The following is an 18,831-nucleotide window of genomic DNA, read 5'->3' on the forward strand; positions in this document are numbered from 1 at the left end:
CGGCGGCCCACCCGTACCGCCCCCCCCCACGGGCCGCGTGGGCGCGTCGGGTCAGCCGGCGCTGGTGGAGGCGTTGTAGAGGCGGTCGCCCTGGTAGCGGGCGGTCACTGGCTGGTCCAGGTCGCCGGCGACGTTTCCGTTGAACTTCGCGACGCCGTTGCGCAGGTTGGCGGACCCCAGGTGCCGGTCACCGGAGTAGAAGTCGACCTTCCCGGTGGGCGACGCGGTGCTGGTGGTGACCGACGCGACCTCGGCGGAGGCGACGATGCGGTAGCGGTGCGAGTTGCCGGCCCGGATGGTCTCGGCGTCCACGCTGGTGGTGGTCGACCGGAACGCGACGGTCCGCAGGTAGTCGTTGAGCATCTGACGCCACACGTCCCAGACGTGGACCCCGTCGAAGTTGTACTCGGTGACCTCGACACCGGCGGCCCGCCAGTTCTCGGTCCGCTGGACGGAGTTCGGGGCGATGTTGATCAGCCAGTCCTGGAGGCCGGTGCCGACGTGGATTCCGCCGCTGACCTGCTTCATGCGCTCGATCTGGGCCGGGGTGGCGGTCACCGTGGTGTCGGCCGCGCCCCAGGCGGCGTGGTAGCCGACCAGGTCGGTGTTGTCGTAGAGCAGGGTCAGGGCGCGGGCCCCACCGGCGGAGAGGCCGCCGAAGGCCCGGTCCTGGGCGCGGTCGGAGACGTTGTAGTTCTTCTCCACGAACGGGATCACGTTGTCGCGCAGTTCGTCGACGTAGCCCTGGTTACCGCCGGGCAGCCCGTTGAAGTCGGTGGAGACGATGACCGCCTGGTGGCCGACGCCGGCGCGGACGGCGTTCTCCAGGATCTCGTGGGCCACGCCTTCCACCGTCCAGTCGGTGGCGTTGCCGCCGCCACCGTGGCTCAGGTACAGCGTCGGGTACGGGGTGGAGCGGTTGGGGTCGTAGCCGTGCGGCAGGTACACGACGACGTCGTGCTCGCCCACCGGGTTGGTGGACAGCGGCGAGGTGTACCAGCGCTGCTCCAACGTGCCCGACTTGTTCCGGGGCGAGGGCGCCTGGTAGCTGTTGTCGTAGGTGGGGAAGCGCTTGCTGTTCGGGACGTACACCCGGCTGAGCTGGGCGCCGGTCGCGCCGGCGTGCGGCACCACCTCCAGCGGGCGGGCCGGGTCGGGGTGCAGGGTGCAGCCGCTGGCGGTGGGGCTTTCGCAGTCGTGGGCGAAGGCGTACCGGAAGGTGCCGGAGGGCAGCGGGGTGGTGAAGGTCCACACCCCGTCGGTGCCCTTGGTCATCGGCAGGGCGCGCCACGGGTCGGCCAGGATGTCGCCGGGCTGCCACTGGTCGCCGGTCCGGGAGTCACCGCAACCCACACAGGTGACGCTCTCGGCCTGGGAGAAGAACCATTCGCCGTAGATCTGGACGGACTCGACTCCGGCTGGGGCCGCGTACCGGAAGGTGACCGAGTGGCCGGTCGGGGCCTGGTTGGTCTGCACGACCTTCGGTCCCAGGTCGGCGGCGGGGGCGGCGATCGCGCCGGGGGCGGCGAGGATTCCGGAGGCGGCCGTCAGACCGGCGACGAGACCGACGGCCAGTCCCCGCCGGGAGCGGCGGGTCGGTGAGGGGTGCGTGTGCGCAACGGGCATGTGCTTTCCCTTCGGAGGGCGGGTGGTCGCCGGGACCGCGCGGAGGCGGGTTCGGCGACCGGTGGTGGTGCGAAGTCGGCCCGACCGGGGTTGGGCGGCGCCACGGTGGCGGCCAGGTCGGGGAACTCGTTGAGGTATGTCGCTGCGGTGGTCACGATGCTCACACAAAGGTAATATCTTTGTAAACACATTGGTGACACCTTTTTGGTCGACGCCGGTGGCGGCAGCGCTCCCACACGACGCGCTAGGCTCTGCGCACACCGACGGATCGGGGATCTTTGATGGGCGAGGCGAACCGCGACACGGCGCGGGCGGCCGCGCCGGTGCTGCACGACCGGGTGCTCGACACCCTCGGGCTGGAGATCACCAGCGGGCAGCACACCCCCGGGGCCGCCCTCACCCTGGAACGGTTGCAGCAGCGCTTCGGCGTCTCCCGCACCGTGATGCGGGAGGTCATGCGGATCCTCGAAGCCCTGAACCTCGTCCAGTCCCGCCGTCGGGTCGGCCTGGTGGTCCAACCGCCGGCCGGGTGGCGGGTGCTCGACCCCCGGGTGATCCGCTGGCGGCTCGACGGCCCCGGCCGCGCCGACCAGCTGCGGACCCTGACCGAGCTGCGGATCGCCGTCGAACCACTCGCCGCCGCCAATGCCGCCCGGCACGCGACCACAGCCGACCGGGACCGCCTCAGCGCGTTGGCCGCCCGGATGCGTCAGCTCGGGGAGGCCGGTGAACTCGAAGCGTTCCTCGACGTCGACGTCGAGTTCCACGCCCTGCTGCTGCGCGGGTGTCGCAACGAGATGTTCACCGCCCTCACCGACGTGATCGCCGAGGTGCTCGCCGGGCGGACCGAACACGGACTCATGCCACGGCCACCCCGGCCCCTGGCGCTGGACCTGCACGACCGGGTCGCCGGTTGCGTCGCGGCCGGTGACGCCAAAGGCGCCGAGGCCGCCATGCGCGAACTCGTCGAAGAGGTCCGCGAGGCGATCAGCGCCACCGCCTCGTGCGGTGCCGGGGTGCGGTGAGCCGACCGGGGTCGCGGGTCACCGACCGAACGACACGTCCGCACCCAGGCGGCGCAGGCAGCACGTCGGGTCGAGACCGGGGTCGTCGACGTCGGTCCGGTCCCACAGCGCCCGGGTGACCTCCGCGCTGACCAGCAGCGGGCGCACACCCGGTCCGGGGCCGCCACCCTCCGGTGTGGTCTCCGCGACGCCGACGCGCGTCGGCCGCCGCACGGGGCCGTATCCGGTGAGCACGACTGTGGTCACCAGGCTGGGAGGCGCGGCGTCGAACGCGTCGGCGAGCGTCCGTACCGCCAGTCGGGCGACGAGGTCGGCGTAGCGGTGTCGGATCTCCACCGGTGACCTCGGCACCGGCCGGACCGGTCCGTCCGGCGTCGAGGCCCGGTACCCCCGGGCGGTGGGAATGACGGTGGACCCCGGCAACCGGCACTCCACCGACAGCCGGGCCCCCCACGGGTCGAACGCGACAGCGCAGGCCCGGGGCAGCCCGTCGGGGAACCGGGCGCCCACCAGGACGCGCTGCAGGGCCTGGGCGAAACGCTCCGGACCGCGCAACGCGAAGGTGTACTCCAGTCGGTGGTGCACCTGCTGCCCCACCCGGTCCCGGCCCTCCAGCAGCCTGTCGAAGGCGCGGATCCGGTCGGCGACCGCCGCCGACCGGCGACCGGCCTCCCGGGCCTGCTGATCCGGCATGTCGTCCCCTCCGGACGGTCGGGACCACCGGCGGCGGTCAGGCATTGGTGGCCAGGTGCCCCACCGGTGACGTCTGCGGGGGTGGTGGCAGTTCCGTCAGCCCCCGGACCGGGGACCGGACGATCACCACGACGGCGGAGAGGAAGCAGACCCCGGTGACGTAGAGGGCGGGGCGCAGCCCGACCAGGTCGGCGAGCACCCCGCCGAGCAGTCCGCCGATCGGCAGGGTCCCCCAGGACACCAGCCGGTACCCGGCGTTCATCCGGCCGAGCAGCTCCTCCGGGGTGATCGCCTGACGGAGGCTGATGATGTGGATGTTCGCCATCGTCGCTCCCGCCCCCATCAGGGCGAAGGTCACCACGATCAGGACGGTTCCGGCCGGGCCGCCGGTCGGGGCCAGGGGGATGAGCACCGGCGTGGCGCAGCACGCCACCAGGGCCGACACGATCGCCGGACCGAGCCCGACCAGCTCCTTCACCGGGCGGGCGACGAGGGACCCGAGGAGGGACCCGACCGCCCCCACGCTCAGGATCAGACCGATCGCCCCCGGGCCGAGCCCGAGGACCCGGGTGGCGTAGAGAACGAAGATCGTCTGCAACGACAGGAAGCAGAGGTTGTACAGGCCGGACTGGAGGGCGCAGGCCCGCAGCACGGGACTCCGGAAGATCAGGGAGATCCCCTCGGCGAGGGACCGACGCAGCGGCACCGACCGCACCGGCCGCACCGGCGTCGGCTCCGGCCGTCGGACGGCGACCAAAGTGGCCACCGAGACGAGATACGAGGCGGCGTTGACGAACAGCGCCACCGGTGCGCTCACCACCTGCACCAGCAGTCCGGCCAGACCCGGACCCCCGATCTGCGCCAGGGAACTGGTGCCCTGCAACTTGCTGTTGCCCTCGACGAGTTGGTCGCGTCGCACCAGGGTCGGCAGGTAGGACTGGTAGGCGATGTCGAAGACCACGGTGAGGGTCCCGACGAGCAGGGCCACGACGTAGAGGAACTCGATCCGGAGCAGACCGGCCACCGCCAGCAGCGGGACCAGGCTGACCAACACCCCCCGACCGACGTTCGCCGCGATCATGAGTGGGCGTCGGCGTACCCGGTCCACCCAGACCCCCACCAGGAGGGTCACCACGAGGAACGGGGCGTACGAGGCGGCGTTGAGCAGGCCCACCTGCGAGGCCCCGGCGTGCAGCACCAGGACCGCGGTCAGGGGCAGGGCCAGCTGGGTGACCTGTGCGCCCACCTGCGAGATCGCCTCCCCGGCCCAGAACCGCAGGAACTGGCCGTCGTTCCAAAGGCCGTCGGGGGGTGCCTTCCTCATGCCCGCGCGTCCACGACCGGCGCGTCGGCGTGGACCGGTTCCCCGCCGGAGGTCCCGGGTCCCGTCGGGGCCGCCTCCTCGTCGTGGACGTGGAAGACACACCCGATCTGCGCGCCGTTGAGCATGCTCACGATGCCGACCGACGGGTCCGGGACCGCCCGGGCCAGGGTGCCCGCGTACCGGGACCCGATCAGCATGACGCCGTACGCCACGGCCATCCGGTCGAACCCGGGACCGGTGTCGGAGCGGAACCGTTCGGTGGTCGGCAGCACCCGCTGCTGCACCACGTACGGCCCGTCCACCGCGTCCCGGATCCGGCGCTCCCACTCGTCCTGGTCGACCGTCCAGCCGGGAGTCACCCCGACGCCGCCGTAGAGCAGTGTCGGCTTGAGCACCAGCTGCTCCCGGTTGGCCAGCGCGTACGGCACCAGGTCCACCCGGTCGTCGGCCACGCTCACCTGCTCCTCCCGCAGGAACCGGGTCCACGGCAGGAGCCTGTCGACGAGGGCCGTCTCCTCGGCGGTGAACAGGTGCCTGTTGCGTTCGTCGCTGAGCAGCGCCAGGCTGCCCTTGTTGCCGTACAGCTCGCTGTCGAGGGGGGCGAACAACTCCACGGTGCCCCGTTCGACGGCGTCGAACAGCGGCTCCACCCGGTCGTAGGTGCGCTGCTCGTCGGGCATCTCACCGGGCAGGAACATCCGGTAGACGACGTCCACCCGCCGGTCGTCGAGCCGGACCTCACCGTCGACGTAGTCGAACTGGTCGAGGTGGCAGACCACGGTGTCGAAGCCCAGGTCGGTGAAGCCGGGCACGACGAAGTCCATCCAGCACTTGGTCTTCGCGAACCCCTCCGGCCAGTCGGTGATCGCCAGGAGCGGGCGGTGGATCCGGTCCAGGTGCGGCGCGCGGGACCGCAACACCGAGACGATCTCGGCGAGCGGGTCCGGGAAGGTCAACCCCTCGTCGGCGGCGAACCGGGCGAACTCCGGGTCGCGGGCCAGCGCCCGCCCGAAGATGCCCATCTGCCAGCCCCCGAGGGAGCTGCCGGTGTTGAGCTCCATCAACCGGAAGCCGTCGGTCTGCCGGTAGAGGTCGGCCCGAGCCAGGGGGGCCAGCGCCGGTCCGGCACCGCGCAGCACCAGGTCGGTCTGGACCGGGGACATGCCGACCTCGACGGCGAACCGGCGCAGGTCGCCGTCGAAGAGTCGGCGGGGCAGCCCGGCGATCAGGTCGAAGAACCCCGCCAGGTCGGCCTCCAGACGGGTCAGTTCCCCCGCGCCGAGCAGGACCGGGCGGTTCAGTCCCTCGCCCCCACCCGCGCCGTAGCGGAACCAGTCGTCGCCCCGGACCCCGGAGACCGTCATCCGGTGGGCGCCCCGCCGGTGGTCCAGGAACCGACGGGTCACCGCGTTCTCGTACGGCGCGCCGAGCCGCTCCTGCGGCGGGGCGGCCACTACCACGCGGCTCGCGTCCTCCGCCCGGTCCAGGGTGCGGCGGCAGTCGCGGGCGTCGTCGCCGACCGCGACCAGCGCGGCGGTACGGGGGGTCAGGGCGTGCGGTGGCGGCGCGATCCGGTCCCCGGGCGTCGCGAGCGGCACCGCGGCGACCAGCCCCGGTACGTCCGCCGGGTCGGGCAACTCGACCCGCTGCACGGTCCCGCCGTGGGCGGGGTACAGGAAGCGGATCTCCGCGGTACGGTCCCGGGTCGGCCGGATCGTCGGGATCCGGGTGAAGGCGATCTCCGCGGCGGCCCGGGCCAGGTCGATCCCGGTCGCCAGGGCACCCAGGTGCGGGATGAGGTCACCGGCGAGCCTGCCGTTGATCTCGATCGGCCGAGGTCCGTCCGGAGTGAGCCTCAGCTCGGTGTGGGTGACCCCCCAGTCCGCCCCGACCGCCCGGTGCAGGTCCTGGACCACGGTGCCCACCTCGTCGGCCCACGGTTCGTGGCGCCACGGGCCGACCAGGTGACCGGCCTCCTCCGGGTACGGCGGGGCGCCCAGCCGCTTGTGGGTGACGAAGACCGGCTCGGCCACCCCGTCGAGCACGATGCTCTCCACGCTGATCTCGGGACCGGAGAGGTACTCCTCGATCAACACCCCCTCGGGGCTGCGGACGCCGGGCAGGTGGGTGGTGGCGGCGAGCCGGTACGCGGCGGGCAGGTCGCTCGGGCCGTCCACGACGGTGACCCCGTAGCTGCCCCCCAGGGACCGGGGCTTGACCACCACCGGGTAGCCGATCGTGTCGGCCACCGTGACCGCCTCCGGGAGGTCGTGGGCGAGGCCGTGGCGGACCGGTCGCAGGCCGGCGGCCTGCATCGCCTGCCGGGCGGCGTACTTGTCCCGGCAGGTCCGTGCGGCCTCGACGCCGAGGTGACGCATGCCCAGCCGTCGGGCCACCTCGGCGACCGCGACGAGGGACCACTCGTCCCAGGTGACAACGGCGGCGTCGGCGACCTCGCCGCGCAGGTCGGAGACGGCCGGGAAGAGCTTGGCGCCGTCGGTGGTGTCGGCGATCCGGTGGGTCTCGACGTAGCGCGCCTGCCACGTCGGGGCCTCGGGCGAGACCAGGACGACCTCGTACGTCTCGGCCAGGGCGGCCAGTGCGTACTCCCGGTACGCCTGGAGTCGACTGCCGACCAGGATCAGGCGGGGAGCCTCGGGGGTCACGGGATGGTCCTCCTGCTCACGTTCGACGGGCTCGTGGACTGCGGATTCGCGGACTGCGGGTTCGCGGGGTCAGTCGGAGACCTGGACACAGGCCAGGTGGTAGGCCCCGGCGGTGGTGCGGATAGCGGCCTCGACGCTCCCCGAGGAACTGCCCCGGAACCGGAACCGGGCACCGACGTGCTCGTACCCCCCGGTCCTGGGGATGACGGTGCCCGGCGGTGGGGCGACCATCGTGTACGGTCCGCCGCCGACCGGGGTGTCGTCGCGCCACCGGGCGTCGGTCACCCGGCAGGGTGCGGGGACCGGGGTGGGCAACAGGAGGTAGCCGCCCACCTCGTGGTGTTCCGGAGCCGGTAGCAGCGGCACCCGACCGAGCTGGATGTCGATCGCCGCCGCGACCAGGTCCACGCCGTGCACCTCCCGCCAGATGAACGGGATCTCCGCCCCGCCGACCCGGGCACCGGCCTCCAGGAAACTCAACCGGGGTGTCCCGTCCGGCCCGCGCTCGATGAACGTCTCCAGGTGGAACACCCAGGGCTGGGCGGAGAAGGCGGCGCAGACGGCCGCTGTGAACTCCCCGATCGCGGTCAGGGACGGTTCGTCGTCGATCTCCACCGAGCCGAGGTACGCCCCGTCGGTGAACTCCGCGCAGGTGTTGAGGTAGCGCGAGGCCCGCCAGGCCCCCAACCTGTCGCCCTCCCACAACCCGTCGACGTGCAGGATCTGCGCGTCGACGAAACGCTGCACGAGGTACGGCTCGCTGCCGATCGCTGTCGGTCCCGCCAGGTCGGCGTCGCCGTCGAGTCGGGCCACGCCTCGGCTGGCGGTGCCGGAGCGCGGTTTGATCACCACCGGCCACCCGTGCCGGTCGGCGAAGTCCCGGACCGCGTCGACTGTCGGGGCGTCGGCGAACGGGGGCACCGGCAGCCCGGCGTCGGCGACCCGGCGCGCCATCAGCAGCTTGTCCCGGTAACGGGCCAGCTGGTCGGGGAGCTGCCCGGCCAGGCCGTGCCGCAACCGGAGGGCTGCGGCGGTGTCCAGGTCGCCCTCGTTGAGCGCGACCAGCCGGTCCGGCGTACCGAACCGGTCGGAGAGTCGGCGCAGGGCGGCGTCGGTGGCGGTGAGGTCGTCGGTGGCGTCGACCACCACCACCTCGGCGGCGCTGGCCGGGACCGAGGCGGCGGCCAGGGCGGTGGTGATGTACGTGACCCGCTCGGCGTGGTGGTCGAGGTAGTCGGCGTAGCGGGCGTGGTGGTCCCGCCACCGGTGCAGCACCACCACGTGGCGGCGGCGGTCAGTCGCGGTTGCCATCTGCGGGTCCGTCCGGCGTGCCCGGTGCCACCAGCCAGGCCCGGGCCGCGGTGACCATGGCCTGTACGCCCACGGCGAGGCTGGGCTGGACCACCGGGGCGAACGTGGCGGCGTGGTTCTGCGGGATGTCCTCGTCCACCCGACCGGCCCGGCTCGCGGCGAGGTAGCGCTGCGGCTCGATCCCGCCGAAGAACCAGTACACCGAGGGGGCGCCGCACGCCGACCCGAGGATGCCGAAGTCCTCGCTGGCCGTGGTGGGTGGGATCGGCAGGACCCGTTGGGGGCCGAAGAAGGACCGGTGTGCGTCGGCGACCCGGGCTGTCGCGGCGGCGTCGTTGACTGTCGCGGGCAGGTGGTAGACGGAGGTGATCTCCGGTTCGACGGTCGCCCCGGCGGCGGTGGCCTCGGCCCGGGCGAGCCGTCCGATCAGCTCGACGACCCGTTCCCGGACCGCCGCGGAGGAGGTCCGGACGTTGATGGCCAGCTCCGCCTCGTCGGGGATGACCGCGGCGGTCGTCCCGGCGTGCAGCGCCCCCACCGTGACCACCACCGGTTCCTGGGCCGCCACCGACCGGGAGACCACCGTCTGTAGGCGCAGCACCAGCGAGGCGGCCATCACCACCGGGTCGACGGTGGCCTCCGGCCGGGAGCCGTGCCCGCCCCGGCCGAAGAGCCGGACCCTGATGCTGTCGGTGGCCCCCATGACGGTGCCGGTGCAGGTGGCCACGACACCGGCCGGTCCGGGCCCGACGTGCTGACCGAGGATCACGTCCGGGGTGCCGAATCGTTCGAAGAGCCCGTCGTCCACCATGGCGCGTGCCCCGTACCCGCTCTCCTCCCCGGGTTGGAAGACGGCGACCACAGTGCCCTGCCAGTCCCGTTCGGCGGTGAGGACCGCACAGGCCCCGAGCAGGCAGGTCACGTGCAGGTCGTGACCGCAGGCGTGCATCACCGGGACCGGGTTGCCCGCCTCGTCGACGGCGGTCACCGAGCTGGCGTACGGCAGGCCGGTCTGTTCCCGCACCGGCAGGGCGTCCATGTCGGCGCGCAGCATCACCACCGGCCCGTCGCCGTTACGCAGCACCCCCACCACGCCGGTACGCCCGACGCCGGTGGTGACCTGCCACCCGAGGTCGGTGAGGCGGTCGGCCACCGTCAGCGCGGTCTTCTCCTCCTGGAAGGCCAACTCCGGTTGGGCGTGCAGGGTGCGGTAGAGCTCCTCCAGATCGGGCAGCGCGGGCCCGAGGGAGGCGAACAGTGTGGACATGGTGTCCTTCCGTGGGGGAGTCGGCGGTCGCCGGGTCAGTGGCCGTCTGCTGTCGCGTAGGCCCGGACCCCGCCGACGTCGTCGGTGGGGACGGCGTGCAGCCGGAAACCGTTCGGCGGCAGCCCGTCCAGGCCGGTGAGGTGGCCGAGGGTGGGCACACCCCGCCCGGTGAGCAGGCCCTCGACGGGGTCCAGGGCGGGGCCGTCGGTGCCGACCAGGGCGGCCCCCTGGTCGGCGAGCCAGGTGGCGGCGGCGGCCGTCAACCGGGGTCCGGCCGTGCCGCCGGTGCCGCCGGTGTGCAGCACCACCGCGTGTCCGGCGACCTCGTACGGCACCAGCGCCGACCTGTCGACGGTTGTCGACCTGCTGCCGGTGAGCCGGACCAGTACCCCGGGCAGGTCGACCAGCCCGTGGAGGTCCCTCCGGCCCCGGTCCCTGTCGACCGGACCCCGCCGCAGCACCGTGGCCGTACCGGTGAGGTCGACGGGTCGCCGGGGCGCGGCGGCGGTGGCGACTCCCCGGGACCCCTTGTGCGCCTCCCGGAGCAGGGTCTTGTTCTTGACGACGGTCCGGCCGACCATCAGCAGGCCGAGGTGACCGACGAGCAGGTCGCCCAGGTCGTCCTCGGCGATGTCGCTGCCGGGAATGTCGAGCCGGAATCCCTGCACCTGCAGGGCCCCGCCGTTGCTGAATTCGATGTCGGCGTCGAACTCGACCCGCCACTGGTCGACGTCGGTGCGCTGGTCCACTGTTCCGTCCTCGGGTTCGTCGGGTGTGCCCGGCCGGTCCGGTCAGTCGAAGGACTTCTCCAGCCGGTCGGCCAACTCGGTGATCTCCTCCTCGGTAATGGTCAGAGGTGGCAGCAGCCGGAGCACGGCGCCATGCCGTCCGCCGCTCTCCGTCAACAGGCCGTTGTCCAGGCAGCGGCGTTTGAGGGCGGTGGTGCGGGCCCCGTCGGCCGGAAGGCTGCCGAGTGCGTCGGGTCGGCCCTGCGGGTCGACGATCTCCAGTCCCCACATCAGGCCCCGGCCGCGTACCTCACCGATCTCGGGGTGGCGGTGCGCCAGGTCCTTGAGCAGGTCACCGAGGAGGGCGCCCTTGGTGGCGGCGGACGCGACCAGCCCTTCGGCCTCGATGACGTCGAGGGTGGCCGCCCCGGCGACCATGCCGAGCTGGTTGCCCCGGAAGGTCCCGGCGTGCGAACCGGGCAGCCACCCGTCGTAGCGTTCGTGGTAGAGCACCAGGGAGAGGGGGAAACCGCCCCCGACGGCCTTGGACATCAGGATGGCGTCGGGTTCGATGCCGGCGGCCTCGAACGCGAACATGGTGCCGGTCCGGCCGACACCGGACTGGATCTCGTCGACGACGAGCGGGACGTCCAGGGCGGCGGTGATCGCGCGGAGGCCGCGCAGCCACTCGACGGGAGCCGGTACGACACCACCCTCGCCCTGGACCGCCTCGACGATGACTGCTGCCGGGCGGGTGATCCCGCTCTCCGGGTCGGTCAGGACCCGCTCGATGTAGTGCAGGCCGACGGTGCTGCCCTGCGGCTCGCCCAGCCCGAACGGGCACCGGTAGGCGTACGGGTAGGGCAGGAAGTGGACGTCCGGCATGAGGGAGGCGACCCGCTCCTTGGCCCGCAGGTTGCCGGTGAGGCTCAGCGCCCCGGCCGTCATCCCGTGGTAGGCGCCGTGGAAGGTGAGCACCGTCCGGCGGCCGGTGGCCGACTTGAACAGTTTCACCGCCGCCTCGGCCGCGTCCGCGCCGGAGGGCCCGCAGAACTGCACCTTGGCGGTGGCCGCGAACCCGGGTGGCAGGTGCCGGTAGAGGGTACGCAGGAAGGCGTGTTTGGCCGGGGTGGTGAAGTCGAGGGCCTGTTGCATCTGGCCGGAGTCGAGGTATTCGCGGACCCGGGCGGTCACCACCGGATGGTTGTGCCCCAACGCCAGGGTCCCGGCGACGGTGAGGCAGTCCAGGTAGGAGTTTCCGTCGGTGTCGTGGATCCGGGTCAGCCGACCCCGCTCCAGGACCCGGGGGACGGCGTTGGCGTAGGTGCGGGCGCTGGACTCGCGCTCGCGGACGAAGGTGTAGGCGTCCTCGGGAGGGTTCATCGGTGGCGGCGTCCTTGTCTGGTACGGGCGTCGGCGACCAGGACCTGACCGAGGGCGATCCCTCCGTCGTTTGTGGGTACCTGGTGGTGACACCGCACGTCGATGTCCTGCCGAGTGAGCGTGGTGAGGCAGTTGACCAGCAGGAACTCGTTGAGGTAGACCCCGCCGGACAGCACTGCCTGCCGGGTCCCGGTGGTGGCGCGGACGGCGAGGCAGCGTTCGACCACCGCCTCGACCACGGCGGTGTGGAAGCGTCGGCTGATCCGGGCCGGGGTGACCCCGTCGGCCAGGTCGGCGGCGATCCGGCGGAGCACCGGCCGGGGGTCGAGCACCGTCGTGTCGCCAGTGGTGTCGGTGGCGAAGCGGTAGCCGGACTCCGGGGTGAGGTCCCGTTCCAGCAGGCCCTCCAACTCGATCGGCCCCTGGGCCTCGTACTCGGCGCGCAGGCAGACGTCGAGCAGGGCGGCGACGCCGTCGAAGAGGCGTCCCACGCTCGACGTCGGTGGGGAGTTGATCCCGCGCCGGGCCATCGTGTGGTAGACGTGCCGGTGCTGTTCGGTGAGGGTGCCCAGCACCGGGAAGGCCCCGGTGGCGGCGTCGGGGTCACCGAAGGCGTCGACGGCGAGGGCGAAACCGGTCCGGATCGGTTCCCGGACTGCCTGGTCGCCGCCGATGAGCGGGATCGGTCGCAGGTGGGCGACCCGGTCGACGTCGGCGTAGTCGCCGTGGAGGAACTCCCCACCCCAGACGGTGCCGTCAGCGCCGTACCCGGCACCGTCGAAGACCACCCCGATGGTGGGGCCGGTCAGCCCGTTCTCGGCCATGCAGGAGGCCATGTGCGCGTGGTGGTGCTGGACGAACTCGTCAGTCCCCGCGTCGGGGCGGTCCCGGGCGGCGGTGGTGACCGACCGGAACTGCGGGTGCAGGTCGTACGCCCGGACCCGGGGGTCGAGGTCGTAGAGCCGGGCCAGGTGCTCGGCGGTACGCCGGTGCGAGGCGAAGGTCTCGTCGTTCTTCAGGTCGCCGATGTGCTGACTGAGGTGGACCCGGGTGCCGCTGCTCAACGCCACAGTGGTCTTGAGCTCCGCGCCGTAGGCGACGACGGGTTCCAGCGGCCGCCCCACCTCGACGGGGTACGGCGCGTACCCCCGGGCCCGACGCAGGAAGGTCAGGACCGGCTCGGCGAGGTCGGGGTGGCTGGACAGCCGTACCACCGAGTCGTCCACCCGGGTCTCGATGTCCCGGTCGTGCAGCAGCATGACGTCGGCGATCTCGAAGAGCTGGGCCAGGGCCTCCTCGTTGCGGTAGGCGATCGGGTACCCGGAGATGTTCCCGCTGGTCATCACCAGGGTGTCGAGTCCGGGTTCGTCAAGGAGCAGGTGGTGGTGCGGGGCGGAGGGCAGCATCACCCCGAGGTTGGGGTTGCGGGGGGCGATGGTGTCGGGCAGGACGCCGGGACGTCTGCGGGCCAGCACGATCGGCCGGGCCGGGCTGGTGAGCAGCTCCACCTCGGCGGTGGAGAGTTCCACCAACCGGTGGGCCGTCGACAGGTCCCGGGCCATGACGGCGAAGGGCTTGGAGTCGCGGCGCTTGCGCCGTCGCAGCCGGGCCACCGCCTCGGCGTTTCCGGCGTCCACGGCCAGGTGGAAGCCGCCGACGCTCTTGACCGCCGCGACAGCGCCCCGGGCGAGCGCCGCCGCGCACTCCCGCAGGGCCTCGTCGCCCTCGGCCGTCGTCAGGGCGCCGTCGGTGGCGAACAGCAGCCGGGGACCGCAGTCCCGGCAGGCGTTGGGCTGTGCGTGGTAGCGCCGGTCGAGGGGGTCGGTGTACTCGGCCGCGCACGGCCGGCACATGGTGAAACCGGCCATGGTGGTCTGCGCCCGGTCGTAGGGCAGGTCCCGCACGATCGAGTAGCGGGGGCCGCAGTTCGTGCAGTTGACGAACGGGTAGCGGTACCGCCGGTCGGTGGGGTCGCGGAGTTCGGCGAGGCAGTCCGCACAGACGTGGGTGTCGGCGGGGACGAGGGCGCTGCGGTGCCCGGAGTGTCGACTGGTGACGATGGTGAAGGGGTCGGCGCTGCCCCCGGTGACCGGCAGCCCCCGGGTGACCGAGACCGCGTCGACCCGGGCCAGCACCGGTGCGGCGGTGCGGAGCTGACCCGCGAAGAGGGTCAGCCGGTCCGGCCTGCCCCCGGCTTCGACCAGGACACCTTCGGCGTCGTTGTAGACCCACCCGGACAGTCCGTGTTCGTGGGCCAACTTGTAGACGAAGGGGCGGTAGCCCACGCCCTGGACGACCCCGGTCACCCTGATCCGCCAGACCTCCCGGTCGGCCTGTGTCACGCTCATGCCGACGCTCAGCAGAGCCGGGGGAGTTCGGCGCCGCGCATCTCCTCCAGGACCGACTCCCTGCCGTCGGCGTCGCGGATCACCACCCCGGGGCCGGTCCGCTCGGTGACCACGCCGACGGTGGTGGCGTGGACGCCGTACGGGTGGGAGGCCAGCGCGGCGAGGACGTCCTGTTCGGCTGCGGGGTCGACGAAGAGCGCCGCGCAGCCCTCGTTGGCGGTGTGGATGGGGTTGATGCCGAGCATGTCGGCGGCCATCGCGGTCTCCGCCTGGACGGGCAGGGTAGGGGCGTCCACAGTGATGATCCGGCCGGTGTGGGCGGCGTACTCGTGCAGGACGGCGGCGAGCCCACCCCGGGTGACGTCGCGGATCGACCGGACGGCGTCCGGTGCGACCTTGCCGAGGACGGTGTCGAGCATCCCGTTGAGCGGCGCGCAGTCGCTGAGGACCCGGGTCTCGAAGCCGAGGCCCTCACGGATGGAGAGCAGGTGGACGGTGTGGTTGCCGATCTGCCCGCTGAGCACGACCCGGTCGCCGGGGCGGACGGCGCTCATCCGCAGGGGCTCGCGGTGGAAGACGCCCACCCCGGCGGTGTTCAGGTAGATCTGGTCCGCCTCACCGGCGCGGACGACCTTGGTGTCGCCGCAGACGATCTGCACCCCGGCCTCGCGGGCGGTCTCCCGGATCGAGGTCAGGACCTGGACGAGCCGCCGGATCGGCAACCCGGTCTCCAGGATCATGCCCAGGGTCAGGTACCGGGGTGTCGCGCCGGCGACGGCCAGGTCGTTGACGGTGCCGCAGACGGCGATCTTCCCGACGTCGCCGTTGCCGAAGAAGGGCGGGTCGACGACGAACGAGTCGGTGGTCATCGCGATCCGGGGACTGTCGAGGGTCAGCACGGCGCTGTCCTCCATCACCCCGACGTAGACGTCGCCGAGGGTCTCGACGATGACGTCGAGGAGTTCGTGGCTCAACTGGGCGCCGGTGCCGTGGTCGAGGACGATGTGGTCGTCGGGTGGGTGGCTGTGCTGGGTCACGACTGGACTCCTTGGTGGTCGACGGTGGGTCAGGGGGTCTTGATGACCTTGCGGGGGAGCGCGCCCTGTTCGTCGAGCACGGCCAGGACCTCGTCGGAGGTGACCACCGTGGCGCAGTACCCGGCCAGCCACTCCAGCGACCGGTCGCGGTCCTCGGGGCGGGCCGAGACGACGCAGTCGGAGGGGACCCACACGTTGTAGCCGCGGAAGAAGGCGTCGGCTGCGGTGGTCTGTACGCAGATCTGGGTCTGCATCCCGGTGATCAGTACGGTGTCGACGCCGAGCGCCTGGAGCCGGTCGTGCAGGTCGGTCTCGTAGAAGCCGCTGTCCTTCGCCTTCTCGACCACGACGTCCTCGGGGGCGACGAACTCGGTGATGACCTCCGCGCCGTGGGTGCCCTTCTGGACGGGCAGGTAGCCGTCGTACCGTTCCGCGTTCGGGTCGTCGGGGTCGTTGACCAGTTGCAGGTGGAAGACGTGGTGGCCCCGGCGTCGGATCCCGTCGAGGAAGGCGGTGAAGTGCGGGGTGGCGGCGGTGACGGCGGCGACCCGCTCCGGGTTCTTCTCGACGAGTTCGTACTGCAGGTCGTTGGTGAGTACGGCGATCTTGGACATGGGTGGGTCCTCAGGGGGAGGGTGGGGTGGGGGGTCAGGCGGCGGTGACCGTGGTTCGGATGTCGTGCAGCCAGCTGCCGGTGCGCTGGAAGTGCGCCTCGAGGTCGGCGCGTCGGGCACAGAGGAAGTGGCCGGTGACGGACCTGCCGTCGCGTCGGGCGTAGTCGGGCATCCTGCCGTACTCGGTGAACCCGAGACGCTCCCACAGCTGCAGGGGGCCGTCGTCGCGGACCTCCAGGGTGATCAGGTCGCAGCCCATCTGGGCGGCCCTGGCGACGGTGTGCCCGAATCCCTCAAGGAGGAACTGACCACGGTGGGCCGGGTGGATGACGCAGCGGCGCAGGTCGACGACGTGACGGCGGGCGGGCAGCGGTGCCCGGGCCAGCGTCACCATGCCGACGATGTGGCCGTCGTCGGCGCGGGCGGTGAGCAGGTGCAGGGCACCCCGGCGTAGGTCGTCCTCGAACGCCCGCATCAGCGCCAGACCCGCCTCCTCGCCGAGGGGCTCGACGAAGCCGAGGGTCATCTCGCGTACGGCGACCGAGTCCATCAGCGTGATCATGTCCCGCATATCCTGCTCCGGCAGGGTCGTGGGCCAGTCGAATCGCATCGTCATCCTCCGTTGGGCGTCACCGTGCGGCCCGCCGGCCGGCCCGGACAGGGGGTCGGGCGGTCGGCGTGCCGCACGGGTGGGACGGGTCAGACCAGGGAGGCCTGGGTCGCCAGGTTGGTCTTCAGGGCTGCGGTGGGCGCGGCCTGGGCCAGGGCGGAGGGGTCGACGCCCGCGCCGAGCACCGTGGCGGCGTAGACCTCGACGAAGTACGACACGAAGAGCGCGTTGATCTTGATGAGGTGCGCGACGAAGCGCTCCTCGTCCTCCTCGGTCTCGATGGTCCGCATGATCATGTTCCAGACCATGTCGACGTGGTCGTCCTCCTCGTCGAGGGCGAGGTGGGCGCGGGCACCCTTGGTGTTCTCCGCGCCGACGTGCTGCTCCATCACGTCGAGCCAGTCCGGCTGGGTCTTGCCGGCGATGTACTCCAGGTAGAACCCGCTGATCATCGCGGCCAGGGGACCCTCGGTGGCCATCGTGTAGTAGAAGTACCCGTTGAGGATCTCGGTGGCGAACGTCGGACGGATCGCGTAGATCTCCTCGTCGCTCATCCCCACCTTGTGCAGGTCGCCGGCGAACATCCGGTCGTGGCGACCCTCCTCCGCGCCGTAGAGGCCCCACTCCTTGCACAGTTGCGGATCCCGGGTGGCCCAGTAGTTGGCGACCAGCGGGTCGATGGCCCGCTTCAACCCGATTCGGATCATCGTCTCGACGTTGTGTCGCTTGTAGAGGTCGAGGCTGAACTGTTCCTGCTTGAGCATGCCCTCGGCGCCCTGGTTCTGGGCGTAGAAGTCGCGCTCGAACTTGAGCAGGAGATCGTCGACGCGCTTGCGGAACTCCGGTCGCTTCAGAGACGCGTACGTGTTGTACGACTTACTTCGAGGCATTTCTTTCCCCATCCAAGATCGGCGAGCGCTGGAGCACGTGGCACGGGCCGGAAGCGGATCAATCCCGTGGTGGGTGCCGTGTCGTACACGTTGATCTCACAATGTCAATAGATGGCCACGGATGGACCTCGCAATATCATGGCCTTTGTCGACCGGAACGGCCAGGCCGATCGAGGGTCATGTTGTTGCTGGCGGAAAGATGAGGGGTGGAAGCTTGATGAATCGGACAAACTTCGCGCTCGACATGCCGCAGCTAACCATTCATGCCCGTCTTGTCTACCTTGATGCCCTTACTCGGAAGGAAACCGATTCCCGGGCTGTCTCAGTCAGTTTGTCGCTGACCGAGGCCGAGGCCGAGGATGCCGTCCGGGTCCTGCTGGAGGTCGGGCTGCTGCGCCCCGGAGACCCGGGCGGCGGGCGGCTGGTCCCGGTCTCGCCGGACCTGGCCCGGTCCTGCGTGCTGAGCCCCCTGCAACGCGAGATCGACCTGGCGCAGGACCGGGTCCGACTGCTCGGTGGCGAACTGGCCTCCCTGACCGCCGCCTACGAACGCAGCCTGGACGAAGGTCGGTCCGACCGGTCCCAGGTGGTGCCGGATCGGACCCATGTCCGCCAGCTGATCACCGGTCTCGCCGCCGAGGCCACCGACGAGGTGCTCGCCTCCCAGCCCGGGGGTGGCCGGGCCGAGGAGGTGTTGACCGAGAGCCTGGACCGCACCGACCGGCTGCTGCGTCGGGGCGTCCGGATGCTGACCCTCTACCAGCACACCGCCCGGTTCAGCCCGGCGACGAGTGCCTTCGCCAGTCACGTGAGCGCCCTCGGGGGAGAGGTGCGGACCAGCGCCGACGGCTTCGCCCGCTGTCTGATATTCGACCGTCGGGTGGCGGTCATCGGACTGTCGGACTCCGACGACGGTGCCGCTGTGGTCCGCGACCCGAACATCGTCGCATTCATGGTGGACGGCTTCCAGCGCTGTTGGAACGGTGCCTCGCCAATGTCGATCACCAATTACCGACGCGACACCTCGACGGCGGTACGGGGTGTCCGACGGGCGATCGCGTCACTTCTGATCACCGGTGAACCGGACGTCCGGATCGCGCAGCGCGTCGGATTGTCCCTTCGTACCTGTCAGCGGCACATCGCGGATCTGATGGGCGGGTTGGGGGCACGCAACCGGCTCCAACTCGGATATATTCTCGCCTCGTCCGACCTCGACGAACCAGGGGCGGGCGACCCGCTGCGACCCACCCCGTCGGCGGGTTGACACCGGACAGGAGGGGATGAAGAATCGTGAGCTGCCTGATCTGTC

General features: G+C 71.6%; 15 protein-coding genes. 2 read left to right on the top strand and 13 right to left on the bottom strand.

All coding sequences use genetic code 11. The annotated features are described in order from the left end of the window. Positions 1-51 precede the first annotated feature (51 nt). Positions 52-1,626 carry an alpha/beta hydrolase-fold protein gene (locus ABT336_RS17990; RefSeq protein WP_350897749.1) on the bottom strand — a complete coding sequence of 525 codons (1,575 nt, stop codon included), beginning with the start codon at positions 1,624-1,626 and terminating at the stop codon, positions 52-54. A gap of 281 nt (positions 1,627-1,907) precedes the next feature. On the opposite strand from ABT336_RS17990, the gene ABT336_RS17995 reads away from it, so the two are divergent. After that, positions 1,908-2,651: a FadR/GntR family transcriptional regulator gene (locus ABT336_RS17995; protein ID WP_350897750.1), complete on the top strand. Its 744-nt coding sequence runs from the start codon at positions 1,908-1,910 to the stop codon at positions 2,649-2,651. A gap of 18 nt (positions 2,652-2,669) precedes the next feature. Here ABT336_RS17995 and ABT336_RS18000 read toward each other — a convergent pair whose 3' ends face one another. From ABT336_RS18000 to ABT336_RS18055, 12 genes are all read right to left on the bottom strand, one after another. Next, positions 2,670-3,344 carry a hypothetical protein gene (locus ABT336_RS18000; protein ID WP_350897751.1) on the bottom strand — a complete coding sequence of 225 codons (675 nt, stop codon included), beginning with the start codon at positions 3,342-3,344 and terminating at the stop codon, positions 2,670-2,672. A gap of 37 nt (positions 3,345-3,381) precedes the next feature. After that, positions 3,382-4,668, bottom strand: coding sequence for an MFS transporter (locus ABT336_RS18005; protein WP_350897752.1), 1,287 nt, complete (start codon positions 4,666-4,668; stop codon positions 3,382-3,384). Further along, positions 4,665-7,334, bottom strand: coding sequence for an ATP-grasp domain-containing protein (locus tag ABT336_RS18010; RefSeq protein ID WP_350897753.1), 2,670 nt, complete (start codon positions 7,332-7,334; stop codon positions 4,665-4,667). The genes ABT336_RS18005 and ABT336_RS18010 overlap by 4 nt, the downstream gene beginning before the upstream one ends. 69 nt (positions 7,335-7,403) lie before the next feature. After that, positions 7,404-8,645, bottom strand: coding sequence for an ATP-grasp domain-containing protein (locus tag ABT336_RS18015; RefSeq protein WP_350897754.1), 1,242 nt, complete (start codon positions 8,643-8,645; stop codon positions 7,404-7,406). After that, complete coding sequence (locus tag ABT336_RS18020) at positions 8,629-9,912, bottom strand: amidohydrolase (protein WP_350897755.1); 1,284 nt, start codon at positions 9,910-9,912, stop codon at positions 8,629-8,631. Before ABT336_RS18020 ends, ABT336_RS18015 begins: the two co-directional genes overlap by 17 nt. 35 nt (positions 9,913-9,947) lie before the next feature. Continuing rightward, a complete protein-coding gene (locus tag ABT336_RS18025) occupies positions 9,948-10,661 on the bottom strand; it encodes a cyclase family protein (RefSeq protein ID WP_350897756.1) in 714 nt (237 codons plus the stop codon). 42 nt (positions 10,662-10,703) lie between these two features. Further along, entirely contained in the window at positions 10,704-12,023 is a 1,320-nt protein-coding gene (locus ABT336_RS18030) for a diaminobutyrate--2-oxoglutarate transaminase family protein (protein WP_350897757.1), read from the bottom strand. Next, the gene (hypF, locus tag ABT336_RS18035; RefSeq protein ID WP_350897758.1) at positions 12,020-14,371 is read right to left on the bottom strand and encodes a carbamoyltransferase HypF; all 2,352 of its coding nucleotides are present in this window, start codon (positions 14,369-14,371) and stop codon (positions 12,020-12,022) included. Before hypF ends, ABT336_RS18030 begins: the two co-directional genes overlap by 4 nt. 8 nt (positions 14,372-14,379) lie before the next feature. Then, positions 14,380-15,408, bottom strand: coding sequence for a hydrogenase expression/formation protein HypE (gene hypE, locus ABT336_RS18040; RefSeq protein ID WP_350897759.1), 1,029 nt, complete (start codon positions 15,406-15,408; stop codon positions 14,380-14,382). A gap of 29 nt (positions 15,409-15,437) precedes the next feature. Further along, a complete protein-coding gene (locus tag ABT336_RS18045) occupies positions 15,438-16,022 on the bottom strand; it encodes a cysteine hydrolase family protein (RefSeq protein WP_350897760.1) in 585 nt (194 codons plus the stop codon). Positions 16,023-16,056: 34 nt separating this feature from the next. Continuing rightward, positions 16,057-16,632 (bottom strand): GNAT family N-acetyltransferase, encoded by a 576-nt coding sequence (locus ABT336_RS18050; RefSeq protein WP_350897761.1) that lies wholly within the window; start codon positions 16,630-16,632, stop codon positions 16,057-16,059. 89 nt (positions 16,633-16,721) lie between these two features. Continuing rightward, positions 16,722-17,522, bottom strand: a complete 801-nt coding sequence (locus ABT336_RS18055) for a heme oxygenase-like domain-containing protein (RefSeq protein WP_350897762.1) — start codon at positions 17,520-17,522, stop codon at positions 16,722-16,724. A 331-nt stretch (positions 17,523-17,853) separates the two neighbouring features. Here ABT336_RS18055 and ABT336_RS18060 point away from each other — a divergent pair, with 331 nt between their 5' ends. Next, positions 17,854-18,786 carry a hypothetical protein gene (locus ABT336_RS18060; protein ID WP_350897763.1) on the top strand — a complete coding sequence of 311 codons (933 nt, stop codon included), beginning with the start codon at positions 17,854-17,856 and terminating at the stop codon, positions 18,784-18,786. Positions 18,787-18,831: the final 45 nt, after the last annotated feature.

It is taken from the genome of Micromonospora sp. NPDC000207 (assembly GCF_040300925.1).
Taxonomy (GTDB): Bacteria; Actinomycetota; Actinomycetes; order Mycobacteriales; family Micromonosporaceae; genus Micromonospora.